General features: G+C 74.8%; 15 protein-coding genes. 6 read left to right on the top strand and 9 right to left on the bottom strand.

Features of this window, described 5'->3' with window-relative positions:
• Positions 1-78 precede the first annotated feature (78 nt).
• From ACIP60_RS19840 to thrS, 4 genes are all read right to left on the bottom strand, one after another.
• Positions 79-717 carry a vitamin K epoxide reductase family protein gene (locus tag ACIP60_RS19840; protein WP_400686386.1) on the bottom strand — a complete coding sequence of 213 codons (639 nt, stop codon included), beginning with the start codon at positions 715-717 and terminating at the stop codon, positions 79-81.
• 5 nt (positions 718-722) lie between these two features.
• Positions 723-1,592 (bottom strand): DsbA family protein, encoded by an 870-nt coding sequence (locus tag ACIP60_RS19835; RefSeq protein WP_400686156.1) that lies wholly within the window; start codon positions 1,590-1,592, stop codon positions 723-725.
• Positions 1,593-1,738: 146 nt separating this feature from the next.
• Positions 1,739-2,377, bottom strand: coding sequence for a hypothetical protein (locus ACIP60_RS19830; protein ID WP_400686153.1), 639 nt, complete (start codon positions 2,375-2,377; stop codon positions 1,739-1,741).
• Positions 2,378-2,611: 234 nt separating this feature from the next.
• Positions 2,612-3,862 carry a threonine--tRNA ligase gene (thrS, locus tag ACIP60_RS19825; protein ID WP_400686383.1) on the bottom strand — a complete coding sequence of 417 codons (1,251 nt, stop codon included), beginning with the start codon at positions 3,860-3,862 and terminating at the stop codon, positions 2,612-2,614.
• 204 nt (positions 3,863-4,066) lie between these two features.
• Here thrS and ACIP60_RS19820 point away from each other — a divergent pair, with 204 nt between their 5' ends.
• Complete coding sequence (locus ACIP60_RS19820; protein ID WP_400686151.1) at positions 4,067-4,252, top strand: hypothetical protein; 186 nt, start codon at positions 4,067-4,069, stop codon at positions 4,250-4,252.
• Here the strand turns inward: ACIP60_RS19820 and ACIP60_RS19815 are convergent.
• Positions 4,233-5,303: a helix-turn-helix transcriptional regulator gene (locus tag ACIP60_RS19815; protein WP_400686148.1), complete on the bottom strand. Its 1,071-nt coding sequence runs from the start codon at positions 5,301-5,303 to the stop codon at positions 4,233-4,235. The two genes, ACIP60_RS19820 and ACIP60_RS19815, sit on opposite strands and share 20 nt — an antisense overlap.
• Positions 5,304-5,451: 148 nt before the next feature.
• On the opposite strand from ACIP60_RS19815, the gene ACIP60_RS19810 reads away from it, so the two are divergent.
• The 3 genes from ACIP60_RS19810 to ACIP60_RS19800 all read left to right on the top strand — a co-directional run bounded on the left by ACIP60_RS19810 (position 5,452) and on the right by ACIP60_RS19800 (position 8,266).
• Positions 5,452-5,898, top strand: coding sequence for a DUF3224 domain-containing protein (locus ACIP60_RS19810; protein ID WP_400686146.1), 447 nt, complete (start codon positions 5,452-5,454; stop codon positions 5,896-5,898).
• A gap of 157 nt (positions 5,899-6,055) precedes the next feature.
• A complete protein-coding gene (locus ACIP60_RS19805) occupies positions 6,056-7,384 on the top strand; it encodes a cytochrome P450 (protein ID WP_400686144.1) in 1,329 nt (442 codons plus the stop codon).
• Positions 7,385-7,483: 99 nt separating this feature from the next.
• Positions 7,484-8,266, top strand: coding sequence for an SDR family oxidoreductase (locus ACIP60_RS19800; RefSeq protein WP_400686142.1), 783 nt, complete (start codon positions 7,484-7,486; stop codon positions 8,264-8,266).
• 42 nt (positions 8,267-8,308) lie between these two features.
• Here the strand turns inward: ACIP60_RS19800 and ACIP60_RS19795 are convergent, their stop codons facing one another.
• Entirely contained in the window at positions 8,309-9,802 is a 1,494-nt protein-coding gene (locus ACIP60_RS19795; protein WP_400686140.1) for a SulP family inorganic anion transporter, read from the bottom strand.
• 192 nt (positions 9,803-9,994) lie between these two features.
• On the opposite strand from ACIP60_RS19795, the gene ACIP60_RS19790 reads away from it, so the two are divergent.
• Positions 9,995-10,384, top strand: a complete 390-nt coding sequence (locus ACIP60_RS19790) for a MerR family transcriptional regulator (protein ID WP_282206434.1) — start codon at positions 9,995-9,997, stop codon at positions 10,382-10,384.
• Positions 10,385-10,428: 44 nt separating this feature from the next.
• Here ACIP60_RS19790 and ACIP60_RS19785 read toward each other — a convergent pair whose 3' ends face one another.
• From ACIP60_RS19785 to ACIP60_RS19775, 3 genes are all read right to left on the bottom strand, one after another.
• Positions 10,429-10,869, bottom strand: a complete 441-nt coding sequence (locus ACIP60_RS19785) for a DUF1992 domain-containing protein (RefSeq protein WP_400686138.1) — start codon at positions 10,867-10,869, stop codon at positions 10,429-10,431.
• 182 nt (positions 10,870-11,051) lie between these two features.
• Positions 11,052-11,480, bottom strand: a complete 429-nt coding sequence (locus tag ACIP60_RS19780; protein WP_400686133.1) for a MarR family winged helix-turn-helix transcriptional regulator — start codon at positions 11,478-11,480, stop codon at positions 11,052-11,054.
• Entirely contained in the window at positions 11,480-11,896 is a 417-nt protein-coding gene (locus ACIP60_RS19775) for a polyketide cyclase (protein WP_400686131.1), read from the bottom strand. Before ACIP60_RS19775 ends, ACIP60_RS19780 begins: the two co-directional genes overlap by 1 nt.
• Before the next feature lie 119 nt (positions 11,897-12,015).
• Between ACIP60_RS19775 and ACIP60_RS19770 the strand changes: the two genes are divergently transcribed.
• The gene (locus ACIP60_RS19770) at positions 12,016-12,483 is read left to right on the top strand and encodes a hypothetical protein (RefSeq protein ID WP_400686129.1); all 468 of its coding nucleotides are present in this window, start codon (positions 12,016-12,018) and stop codon (positions 12,481-12,483) included.
• Positions 12,484-12,646: the final 163 nt, after the last annotated feature.

Raw genomic sequence — 12,646 nt, 5'->3', positions numbered from 1 at the left:
CGGACGCCCGGCCGGGGCGGACGCGAACGGCCCCCGCCCGGGAGAACCGCAGGTGGGGGCCGTTGTGCGGGGCGGGGGTCAGAGGAGGGTGGACCAGTAGTACCAGAAGCGGTTGAGGATCAGGAGGGCGATCACCAGGTAGGCGGCGACCGGGACGAGCCACTGGAAGCGGAGGGCGGCCAGGCGGCGGAGGGGGGCGGGGGCGGGGAGGGCGCCGGTGCGGAGGTTGTGGACGGTGGTGTACCAGAAGGCGGTGATGACCACGGCCCAGACCACCATGCAGTAGGGGCAGAGCGCGCCGATCTCGTACAGCGCCTGGTCGACCAGCCAGGCGACGAAGCCGAGGCCGAGCAGGGTGCCGGACTGGAGGGCGAGCCAGAACCAGCGGCGGTGGGCGGCGCCGGCGACCAGGCCCGCGCCGACCGCGGCGAGGGCGCCGAAGGCGGCCAGGCCGATCAGCGGGTTGGGGAAGCCGAAGGCGGACGCCTGGGCGGTGCGCATGATCGAACCGCAGCTGATCACCGGGTTGATGTTGCAGCTGGGCCGGTAGGCCGGGTTCTCCAGCAGCCTGAGCTTGTCCAGGGTGAGGACGGCCGAGGCGGCCAGGCCGATCAGGCCGGCGACCAGGAGCATCCAGGCGTAGCCGCGGGAGGCGCCGATCGGGGTCTTCCCGGGGGCGGGCGCGGTGGCGGGGGTGGTGGTGAGGGCCGTGGTCATCCGGGTCACCCGCCGATGGTCTGCTGGACCAGGGCGGTGAACTGGTCGCCGGTGAGCGGCTTGCCGTCCTGGCCGATCACGGCGAGCTGCTTGCCGTCGAGCTTGACCGTCGGGGTGCCGGAGACGCCGCTGCGGTTGAACGCGGTGGCGACCTCGGCCGCCCAGCTCTTGTAGGTGCCGTCGGTGACGGCCTTGGTGAACGCCTCGGTCTTCAGGCCCGGGACCTGGCCGGCCAGGTCGAGCAGGTGGTTGACGTCGCCGAAGCCGTCCTCGCTCTCGGCGGGCTGGTTGGCGTACAGCACGTCGTGGAACGCCTTGAACTTGTCGACGCCCTCGTTCAGCGCCGCGCCCGCCGCGGCCAGCGCGGTCTTCGAGCCCTTGCCGCCCAGGTTGTTGTCCAGGAACGCGGCCAGGTGGTACTCGATCTTGTAGTCGCCCTGGTCGGCGAGCTGCTGGACGCTCTTGCCGGCCGAGGTCTCGAACGCCTGGCACACCGGGCAGCGGAAGTCCTCGTAGACGGCCAGGGTGTGCGGGGCGTCGGCCTTGCCGTAGACGACCACGGTGTCGTCGGTGGCGCTGGTGTGGGCCGGCGCGACGGCGGCGGCCGTGGACGGACCGTCGCCCTTCGAGCCGCCCGCGATCGCCAGCGCGGTGCCGCCCGCGATCACGACCACGGCGGCGGCCACCGACACGCCGATGGTCAGGCCGCGGCGGCGCTTGGCGGCCCGGGCCTCGGCCTGCTGGGCCTGCTTGAGGCGCTCGCGGGCGGTGGCGCGCTGCTGCGACTGCGACTGCGACTGCGACGGGGACTGGGACTGGGACGGGAACTGGGGCTTCTGGGGCTGGGACTGCTGGTTCGGGTGGTTGCTGGTCATGGTGATCCGTCGTCTCCTCGGCACCCGGCGGCGGCGCGGCCCGTACGGGGACGGGTCGGGACAGGGCACGGCGGGGTGCGGGTAAAGAAGGGGAGGGGCGCGCCTCGGCGGGCGCCCGGGACGGAACGCGTCCGGGTGACGGTCCGTCAGCTGGCGAGGGCCGGCTGCGGGGGGCCGCGACGCGGAGCGGGGCAGAGGACGAGCACCTGTGGACGGCGGGCCGCGGGCTCGGTGCCCGGGGACGGCAGCAGCGCGGCCGGGCAGGCCGGGCGGACGGCCGACAGCAGCGCGCGCCAGGGTGCGGGCAGCAGGCGGGCCAGTGCGTCCAGCGCCGCCGCGACGCCGCTGAGCGCGTCGTCCGCCAGCCGCAGCCAGGCCGCGGCGGCCAGCGCCAGCGCCAGGTGCACGGCCAGCACCAGCAGGCGCAGCAGGCCCGCCGAGTCGTGCGTCCACTGCGCGAACAGTTCCGAGCCGCCCATCGAGTCGCCGCCGCAGACCAGCAGGTCCACGCCCCGGGCGGGCCGCGCACAGGCGTCCTGGCCGAGGTTGAACGTGGTGTTCAGCAGCAGCTCCACCGGCACCAGCACGGAGGACAGCAGCAGGAAACGGCGGCGCGCCCCGTCGAGGACCACCGCCAGCAGGAAGACCGCGACGCTCGCCGCCGCGACCAGGGTGAGCGGCAGGGCACGCCCGGTGATCGCCACCTGGCCGAACGCGGCCAGCGGCACGGCGAGCGCGGTGAACACCGCGCCCCGCAGGGCCTTGGTCGCGTGAATGCCGGTCATGGTGAAGGAGTATGGCACGCCGAAGGTCCCGGGGACGAGGGTCGGACGGCACCCGTCCCGACCGCCCGTACCGTGAATAAGCCCTGCGTAAAGGGGGTGCGAGACGGTCGCAGGACGGGTGCGGTGCGGGCGGGACACGGGTGGCGGGCGGTTCCGGGGACACCCCCGGGACGGGCGTGCGGGCGGTGCGCGGACGGCCGCGGCGTGGGCGGCGTCACGTGCCCCGGGTGGCGCTCACCACAGCTCGACGGCGTGCGACCGGACGCGTCCGGCGATCCGCGCCAGCACCTCGCCGGCCGGCGCCGGGCCGAGCCGCCGACCGTCCCGGAGCCGCAGCGCCAGACTCCCGCCGGCGGCCTCGCGCGGACCGAGCACCACCTGGTACGGCACCAGCCGCGCCGCCCGCACCCGGGCCCCCAGCGAACCGCGCTCCGCGCCCAGCACCTCGGCCCGCAGGTCCAGCTCCAGGCAGCGGGAGGCCAGCGCCCCGGCCGCCTCCGCCTGCTCCGCGCCCAGCGGCAGCACCGCCAGCTGCACCGGCGCCAGCCAGGCCGGGAACGCCCCGCGGTGCCGCTCGATCAGGTGCGCCACCGCCCGCTCCACACTGCCCACCACCGACCGGTGCACCATCACCGGCCGGTGCCGCGCCCCGTCCGGCCCCGCGTAGTGCAGGTCGAACCGCTCCGGCTGGTGGAAGTCGACCTGCACGGTCGACAGGGTCGACTCCCGCCCCGCCGCGTCCAGCACCTGCACGTCGATCTTCGGCCCGTAGAACGCCGCCTCGCCGACCCCCTCCTCGTACGGCAGGCCCAGCTCCGCCAGCACCCGCACCAGGATCGCGGTCGCCCGCTCCCACAGCTCCGGCCGCGCCGCGTACTTGCCGCCCGGGCCCGGCAGCGACAGCCGGTAGCGGGACGGGACGACGCCCATCGCCCGGTACGCCGCCGCGATCAGCTCCAGCGCGCCGCGCACCTCCGCCGCCGCCTGCTCCGGGGTGCAGAACACGTGCGCGTCGTTCAGCCGGATCGCCCGCACCCTGGTCAGCCCGCCCAGCACGCCCGAGCGCTCGGAGCGGTACATGTCGCCCAGCTCGGCCATCCGCAGCGGCAGCTCCCGGTAGCTGCGGGAACGGGACCGGAACAGCACCGCGTGGTGCGGGCACAGACTCGGACGCAGCACCAGCTGCTCGTCGCCGCCCATCTCCAGCGGCGGGAACATGTCTTCCCGGTAGTGCGCCCAGTGCCCCGAGAGTTCGTACAGCTCGCGCTTGCCCAGCACCGGCGAGTACACGTGCCGGTAGCCCGCCCGCCGCTCCAGGGCGCGGACGAAGTCCTCCAGGCTCTGGCGCACCACGGCGCCGTCCGGCAGCCAGTACGGCAGACCGGAGCCGATCAGCGGATCGGTGTCGAACAGGCCCAGCTCGCGGCCCAGCCGGCGGTGGTCGGGCGCGGCGGGCGCGGCTGGCCCGGCGGATGCGGCGGGCACGTCGGGAACGTCGGGTGCTTCGAACACGGCGGTCTCCTCGGGGACGTACGGAACGGATTCACGGGGAGGGGCCGGGCCGCCGGGGAGGACGTGCACGCGCACACGCGAAAGCCCCGGAGCTCTCGGCCCCGGGGCTCGCACACGCACAGCGGTCAGCGCGCCGGGACACTCTCCGGCGTCGTCGTCGACATCGCGGCGCGCTTCATGCCCGCCACCGTAACGGCCCGCCCGGCGATCGGCACCCGGATATCCGCGGTGCGCCGATATCCGCGGTGCGCCCGGACGGTGCCGTGCCACCACGGCGCGGTGGCCGCCCCGGGAGAACCGCGCGCCGCCCCGCTGGACGGGGTGCTCGGCGGACGCGGCCGGATCAGGACGGGGCGGCCGTAGTGCTCGTTTCGGCGTAGCGGCGGGCCAGGGCGGCGACCGCCTCGGCGACGGCGGCGCGCAGCACGGGCGGGGCCAGCACCTCCGCGTCCGGGCCGAGCCGGAGCAGGTCGGAGACGGCCACCGGCGTGGACTCGACCGGGAGGTCGACCACCGCCCAGCCCTCCTGGTCGGGCGGGCCGGCCTGCCGGGCGGCCTCGGCGCCCGCCGTGCCGAACTGGGCGGGCAGCAGCCGCAGCGCGCGCGGGGAGACCCGGACGGTGGCCGTGTCCTGGTGCAGCATGCCCGTCAACTCGCGGGTGGCGGACGCCCAGTGCGCGGCGAGGTCGAAGTCCGGCGGGCGGGTGAAGTGCCGGTCGGCGACCTCGGCGGCCAGGATCCGGGAGACCCGGTAGGTGCGGACCGCGGCGGCGGCCTCGGCGGGCGGCGCGGCGCTCCCGGGAGCCGGTGAGGTGCGGGCGGGGACGGGCGGGACGCCCTCGGGGGCCGGTGCGGCGGACGCCAGCAGGTACCAGATGCCGCTCTTCAACACCAGCCCCAGCGGCCGCAGTTCGCGGTGCACCTCGCCGCGCCAGCGCCGGTAGTGCACGCGCAGGACCCGCTGCTCCCAGACCGCCTCGGCGACCCGGGCCAACTCCGGTACGGGGTCCGCGTCCCGGAACCAGGAGGCCGGATCGAGGTGGAAGCGCTCCTGCAACTGCCGTGTCCGGTCCGCGAGTTCGACGGGCAGCGCGGCCCGCACCTTCAACTGGGCGGTGGCCAGCACCGCGCCCAGGCCCAGCTCCTTCGCCGCGTCCGGCACCCCGGCGAGGAACAGCGCCCCGGCCTCGTCCCCCGTCAGCCCCGTCAGTCTGGTCCGGTAGCCGCCCACCAGCCGGTACCCGCCGGTCCGGCCGCGCTCGGCCAGCACCGGCACGCCCGCCGCGCCCAGCGCCTCCACGTCCCGGTGGACGGTGCGCACCGAGACCTCCAGCTCGGCGGCGAGTTCGGCGGCCGTGCACAGACCCCGGTTCTGGAGCAGCAGGAGCAGGGCGAGGAGACGGTCGGCGCGCACCCCGCCATCATCGCGCAGACCGGCCGGAATACCTGACAGGAGGTGTCAGGTATGGCCGCCAGCCTTGGTGGTGCGGCGCACCCGGCGGGGCGCGACCGCGGGCCCTCGCTGCGCGGAACCGCCGCGCACCGGACGGAAGGACGGCGCCATGACCACCGCAGACACCACCGGCAGCACCATCAGCACCACCACCGGCAGCACCGCCACCGGGAGCATCAGCTTCGCCGACTGGACGGAGCAGGAGGCGGCTTCCAGCCCGGCGGGCCCGCGGACCGCGCGCGCCTCGGTCGCGAACACCTTCACCGGCGGCATCGAGGCCGTCCGCACCGCCTGCGACTACAGCATCGCCTACACCACCGGCCACGAAGGCGCGTTCACCGGCATGGAACTGGTCACCGGCAGCGTCGACGGCCGCCACGGCACCTTCGTCCTGGAGCAGCGCGGCACCTTCGCGGCCGACGGCACCATCCACTGCGCCTTCACCGTCGTCCCGGGTAGCGGCACCGAGGACCTGGCGGGGCTCACCGGCACCGGCGAGTACACCTGCCGCCCCGGCGCGGAGTCCTTCCCCTACTCGCTCAACTACCGGTTGTAGGGAGGGAAGGGGGCGGGCGGCCGTAGCAGGGGGCTCGACGAGCAGGAGGGGGGGCGCGGGAGGAGCGGAGACGGTGTCGGACCGCCGACGGGGGGCGGTTCTCCCGTTAGGGTGGTCGGTGTCCGTACGGTGCAGTCCAGCGTGGTAGGAGAGTGCCTTGGCCACGGCCGCCAGCAGTGTTCTTCCCGAACTCGACGCCGGGGCGTTCGCCCGCTGGCGGGCCGGCGGCGGGCAGGTGGTCGATCTGCTGGGCGCGGCGCGGGAGTTGGGTCCGGTCGCGGGGTTCCGGCTCGGGGACCGGCAGGTCGTGCTGGTGACCGGGGCGGGGCAGGTGCAGCAGGTGCTGGCGAAGAACCCCGACACGTACGTGAAGCGCGGGCACCGGGTCAAGCCGCTGCTGGGCGGCGGGCTGCTGTGCGCGGCGGGTGAGCCGTGGCGGCGTCAACGCAAGCTGTTGCAGCCGCAGTTCACCGGGCGCGGCATCCGGACGTACGAGCCGCAGATCCGGGCCGCGGCGGCGGACACCGCCGAGCGCTGGCGGGTGGCCGCCGCGGCGGGGGAGGTGCGGGAGATCGACGCGGACCTGCGGTACTTCTCGCTGGACGTGATCTGGCGTTCGCTCACCGCCCATCCGCTGGACCCGGACACCCACCGGCGACTGGTCGCGGCCGGGGAGGGCTTCGCGGCGATCCCGGCGTTCGCGCCCGCCACCGGCGACACCGCGATCGACTTCCGGGAGGCCAACGAGCACGTCGACCGGGTCGCGGAGCGCGCGATCGCGCTGGCCGAGGAGGCCGGGGAGCCGGGGCTGATCCAGGTGCTGCTCCGGGCCGCGGCCGAACTCCCGGACTACACCGAGCGCCTGGTGCGCGACGAGCTGATGACGCTGGTGGTGGCCGGGTACGAGACCACCGCCACCGCGCTCAGCTGGCTGTTCCTGCTGCTGGACGCGCACCCAGAGCAGCGGACCCGGGCGCTGGCCGCCGGACCGGCCGGTTCGGCCGAACGGGCTGCCGCGATCCGGGCGTTGATCGACGAGACGCTGCGGCTGTACCCCGTGGCCTGGCTGATGCCCCGGTACGCGGCCGAGCCGGACACGCTGGACGGCATCCCGATCGAGGCCGGGACGACGGTGCTGCTCTCCCCGTACCTGACCCACCGCGACCCCGGGCTGTGGCCCGACCCGGAGGAGTTCCGCCCGCAGCGCTTCCTGGACGCCGAGCGGCGCCCGGCGCCCGGCGCGTACCTCCCGTTCGGCCTCGGGCCGCGGGCCTGCCTGGGCGCGCAGTTCGCCGTCCGGGAGATGGCGCTGCTGCTGGAGGAGCTGCTGCCCGCGTACCGGGCCGAGATCCGGGACGCCCCCGCCGGGGCCGGGTACGGGCTCACCGTGCACCCCGACGGGCCGGTCCGGGCCGTGCTGCACGCCGAGACCGAGGACGCGGCTGAGACCGAGGCCGAGACCGAGGACGCGGTGGCGGCGGAGTAGCGCACGGGGGCTGCGGGACGGGGCTCCGGGACGGGGGCTGCGGGACGGAGCCGGAAAACGGTTGGTCAGGGGGCTGACGAACTGTCAGGATCCGGTGCCGTGAGAGCCGCCGACCCGCATCCCGCCCGCGCCGAGCGTCCCGTCGCGCTGGTCACCGGCGTCGGCCGGACGGTCGGCATCGGTGCCGCCGTCGCCGAGCGCCTGGCCGCCTCCGGGTGGGACGTCGCCCACAGCTACCGGACGCCGTACGACACCCGGATGCCCTGGGGCGTCGAGGACGGGGCGGTGGCGGCCGTCGGCGCGGCGATCGGCGCGCACGGCGCGCGCCACCTCGCGGTGCCGGCCGACCTGGCGGACCGGGCGGAGCCCGCCCGGCTGTTCGACCGGGTCGAGGCCGGGCTCGGCCCGGTCACCGCGCTGGTGATGAGCCACGCCGAGTCCGTCGACTCCGGGCTGCTGGACACCACGGTGGAGAGCTTCGACCGGCACTTCGCGGTCAACGCCCGGGCGAGCTGGCTGCTGATCCGCGAGTTCGGCCTCCGCTTCACCGGCGCGTTCGGCACCGGCCGGATCGTCGCCATGACCAGCGACCACACCGTCGGCAACCTCCCGTACGGCGCCAGCAAGGGCGCCCTCGACCGGATCACCCGCGCCGCCGCCCGCGAGCTCGCCCACCTCGGCGTGACGGCCAACGCGGTGGACCCGGGCCCCACCGACACCGGCTGGATGGACGATCCCGTGCGCGCCGAGACGCTCGCCCGCACCCCGCTGGCCCGGCTCGGCACCCCGCAGGACGCCGCGCACCTGATCGACTTCCTCTGCTCCCCGCAGGGCCAGTGGATCAACGGCCAACTCCTCCAGAGCAGCGGCGGGTTGAAGTAGCGCCGAAGGAGCGAGGGGCGAGGGCGAGACGACGGCCGGGGTTCAGTGGGCGACGGCGAGTTCGCCGCTGAGGCGGTCGTGCAGGGCGGCGCTGGGGTGGTTCAGGCCGGTGATCTCGACCTGCTTGCCGCGCTGCGCGTACTTGGCGCGGACGGTGTCGAGGGCGGCGACGGAGGAGGCGTCCCAGACGTGGGCGGCGGTCAGGTCGATGACGACCAGGTCGGGGTCGCCGGCGTAGTCGAAGCGGGTGGTCAGTTCGTCGGCGGAGGCGAAGAACAGTTCGCCGGTGACGGCGTACACCACCCGGCCGCCGTCCGGGTCGGGGGTGGCGGTGACGTCGGCGTGCTGGGCGACCCGCTTGGCGAAGAGGGCCGTGGCGAGCAGTGAGCCGATCACGACGCCGATCGCCAGGTTGCCGGTGGCGACCACCACGACCACGGTCACCGCCGTGACGGCCGACTCGCCGACCGGGAGACGGCGCAGCGTGGCCGGGGCGATCGAGTGCCAGTCGAAGGTGCCGAAGGAGACCATCACCATCACGGCCACCAGCGCGGCCATCGGAATCCGCGAGACCACCGGTCCGAAGACCAGGCAGAGCACCAGGAGGAACGTTCCGGCCAGGAAGGTCGACACCCGGGTCCGGGCGCCCGACACCTTCACGTTGATCATCGTCTGGCCGATCATCGCGCAGCCGCCCATCCCGCCGAACAGCCCGGTCACGATGTTGGCGACGCCCTGCCCGATCGACTCCCGGCGCTTGTCGGAACGGGTGTCGGTGATCTCGTCCACCAGCTTCGCCGTCATCAGCGACTCCATCAGCCCCACCAGCGCCATCCCCAGCGCGTACGGGGCGACGGTGGCCAGGGTGTCCACCGTGAACGGCACGTCCGGCAGGCCCGGCACCGGCAGCGAGGACGGCAGCGCGCCCTGGTCGCCGACCGTCGGCACCGCGACGCCCGCGCCCACCGTCACCAGCGTCAGCACCACGATCGACACCAGCGGCGCCGGCACCGCCCGGGTCAGCTTCGGGAACCACACCATCAGCGCCAGGGCGGCCGCCAGCAGCGGGTACACCGTCCACGGGACGTGCGTCAGCTGCGGCAGCTGGGCCAGGAAGATCAGGATCGCCAGCGCGTTGACGAACCCGACCATCACCGCACGCGGCACGAACCGCATCAGCTCGGCCACGCCCAGCGCGCCCAGCACGATCTGGAACACCCCCGCCAGGATCACCGCCGCCACCAGGTAGCCGAGGCCGTGCTCCCGGTTCAGCGGCCCGATCACCAGCGCCACCGCGCCCGTCGCCGCCGAGATCATCGCCCGCCGACCGCCCACCACCGAGACGGTCACCGCCATCGTCACCGACGCGAACAGGCCGATCTTCGGATCGACCCCGGCGATCACCGAGAACGAGATCGCCTCCGGGATCAGCGCCAGCGCGACCACCAGGCCCGCCAGCACCTCGGTGCGCCACACCTTCGGGTCGGAGCACCAGGCGGGCAGGCGGAGGGAGCGGGACAGGGCGGAGGAGGACAAGAGGCGGCAACCCGTCGTGGAGGGGAGGGCGGAGAGGGGAGAATGAAGGAGGGAAGCCGAACTCTACCCTAACGTGAGGGTAGGGTTCGCCCGGTGGACGGAGGAAGGCGCAGCGTGGGCGAGGACGTGGACGTGGACGGGGCCGTGCGCGCGGACGAGGGCGCGGACGGGAGCGCGGGCCCGGACCGGCACATGCAGATCGGCGAGGTCGCCACCCGCACCGAACTCTCCCTGCGCACCATCCGCCACTACGAGGAGACCGGCCTGGTCGTCCCGTCCGCCCGCTCCCGGGGCGGCTTCCGGCTCTACACCGAGCGCGACGTCGCCCGGCTGATGGTGATCCGCCGGATGAAACCGCTCGGCTTCACCCTCGACCAGATGCGCGAACTCCTCGACGCCACCGACCGCCTGGACGCCGACGGCCCCTACGGCGAAGGCGGCCGCCCCGCGCTGCTCGCCCTCGTCCGCACCTACGAACGCGCCGCCGCCGAACAGGTCGACCGCCTGCGCGTCCAACTCGCCCGCGCCGAGGACTTCGCGCACACCCTGCGCACCCGGCTGGACGAAGAACCCGGCGCGTGACCGGCCCGCCCCCCGGGAACCGCCCGCCGCGCCCGCCGTGCCCGTCACGGGTGGGAGTGGCGCCACTCCGCGACGGCCGCCTCCACGTCCACCGGGGCGACTCCCGGGGGCGGGACCTCGATCGGGCGGCGCAGGGCGGCTTCGATCCGGGCGTTGGTCTCGGCCGGGCGGCTGCGCAGCAGCGGTTCGGTCGGTGCCAGGCGTGCGGCGTCCAGGGCCCCGCGCAGTTCGGCCCGCAGGGCGAGGGGAGGCGGCAGGGAGGAGAGGCCCTCGCGCGCCGGCTTCTCCCGCAGCCACCACATCTCGTGGTACGGCTGCCCCTCGTTCGCCAGCGGCTTCCCCGCGCCGGGCAGGTCGTCGAACGCGCCGCACTCGGCGGCCTCCCGGGCTTGATCGCGTCGGCCTTGAGCCGGCGGCGCACGGTGGAGGCTGACACGGCCGGAGCGATGGCTCGGGCGGCCACCTCGCGGGCCGGTTCCGGGCACGACCGGCGGGGCAGCGGGGTCCCGGTCTCGGCGGGTAACCGGCAAGTCGGCGCCTTGACTTCGGCGACCTGCAGCGGGGTGAACGAGGGCGGCCGCTCCTTCCGGGGTGGGGCGGGCCGGTTGCAGATGCCACCGGCCGGTGGGTTCGGGGTCGGCGGCCTGCGGTTGTCGGTGAGGGCGATTCAGGTTCCGGGACGGGCCAGGCGGCCGAGCAGCGCTACCGCGTCGTCGAGGGGCACCGGTTGGAAGAACCGTGCGTCAGCGCGCTCAACGGCGGCAGTCGCGCGTGGGGCCAGGTCGGCGCCGGTGTCGGTGACGCGCAGTCGTTTGGCGCGGGTGTCGGCCGGGTCGACTTCACGCTCGATGAGTCCTTTGTGCTCCAGGGTGCGTAGTACCTGGGAGGTCATCTTGACGTCGGTGCCGGCTTGGCGGGCGAGGGTCAGCTGGTTGGGGTACTCGCCTTGGGTGTTGAGCCACCAGGTGCAGGCGAGCAGCACGAACTGCACGTGGGTCAGTTCGAGCGGGGCCAGGGCGGTGGCGATGTCGCGCTGCCAGCGCAGCGTGGCGTGCCACAGCAGGAATCCGGGGCTGTCGCCGGGGCTGAGGGGCATCAGCGCAGCGCCAGCTCGGCCAGCGAGGCCATGGTCTCGGGCCAGTCGGCGGTGATGCCGGGGCCGATCTGCGGGCCTGCCTCGTCGGCGCCGGTGCCGGTGATCTCCATCCGGTACACCACGCGGATCCGCTGCTGGTCGATCCGGTCGATCCGGTGGGTGGTGCGCAGCAGCAGGCCGTCGAAGCGCGCCTCGTCGACGAATAGTTCGTCTTCGACCGCCTCGGCGATGCGCAGCAGTACCGGGTCGTCTCCGGGCGGCGTCATCGTGATCTGCGTGCCCGCCGCGAACGGGCCGCTGATCTCGATCTTCTCGATCTCGGCGTTCCAGGTGCCCCAGTTCTCGACGTCGGCCCAGAGCTGCCAGATCGCCTCGGGGGTGGCCTCGGTCTCGATGCCGTGCTCGTACTCCCACATGCGTGGTCTCCTCGACTAGATGATCTATCCATAGATTATCTATGCGGAGACTATCTGTCCAGTGGCGCACGGCCTCCATCCGCAGTGCCGCGACCGCCCAGGCGACCGAGGTCGTCCCGGTGACCACGAGGGCGGACCTGCGGCACGGCGACCTCGCCCCGCTCGGCGGCAAGAGCCCCTCCACCGAGCAGATCGACGCCCTGCTCCAGGACGGCGCGGTCGACCTGGCCGGGCACTGCGCCAGGGACGTGCCCGGGGACGTGCCGCTGCCGCGCGGACCGGTCTTCGCCGCGCACCTGGCACGGCCGGGCGGGCGGGACGTGCCGCTGTTCCCCGCAGGTTCCGGCCACCGCACGCTCGCCGACCTGCCGCCGCACCGGGCGCGGTGGTCCGCTCCCCGGCCGTCCGCCGCAGGGCGCGGACTCTCCGGGCCCGGCTCGGGCTCGACCGCCCCGGGTGCTTCGGGACGGACGGGATGCCGCCCGCCGTCGGCGCGGGCGTCCTCGGGCCGGAGTGCCGCCAGGGCGACCGCGCCACCGCGGCGCTGCCGGAGCAGGTCGACCGTCCGCGTGCCCGGCGCGAGGTGACCGCGGAACGCGTCCTGCTGCCCGGGCCGCGCGGACACGGCAACAGCCCCGTCGCCGGGTACGGCGCCACCGAGCCGGACGGCCGACTCGTGCTGCGCGCCATGGTGTTCGGCCGCGCGGGCAGCCGGTTCGCCGACGTGACGCTCCGGGACGAGCACCGGGG

It is taken from the genome of Kitasatospora sp. NPDC088783 (assembly GCF_044750705.1).
GTDB classification, from domain to species: Bacteria; Actinomycetota; Actinomycetes; order Streptomycetales; family Streptomycetaceae; genus Kitasatospora; species Kitasatospora fiedleri.
Note: the sequence above shows the minus strand (reverse complement) of the source record. Positions and strands in the feature narration are given on the sequence as shown.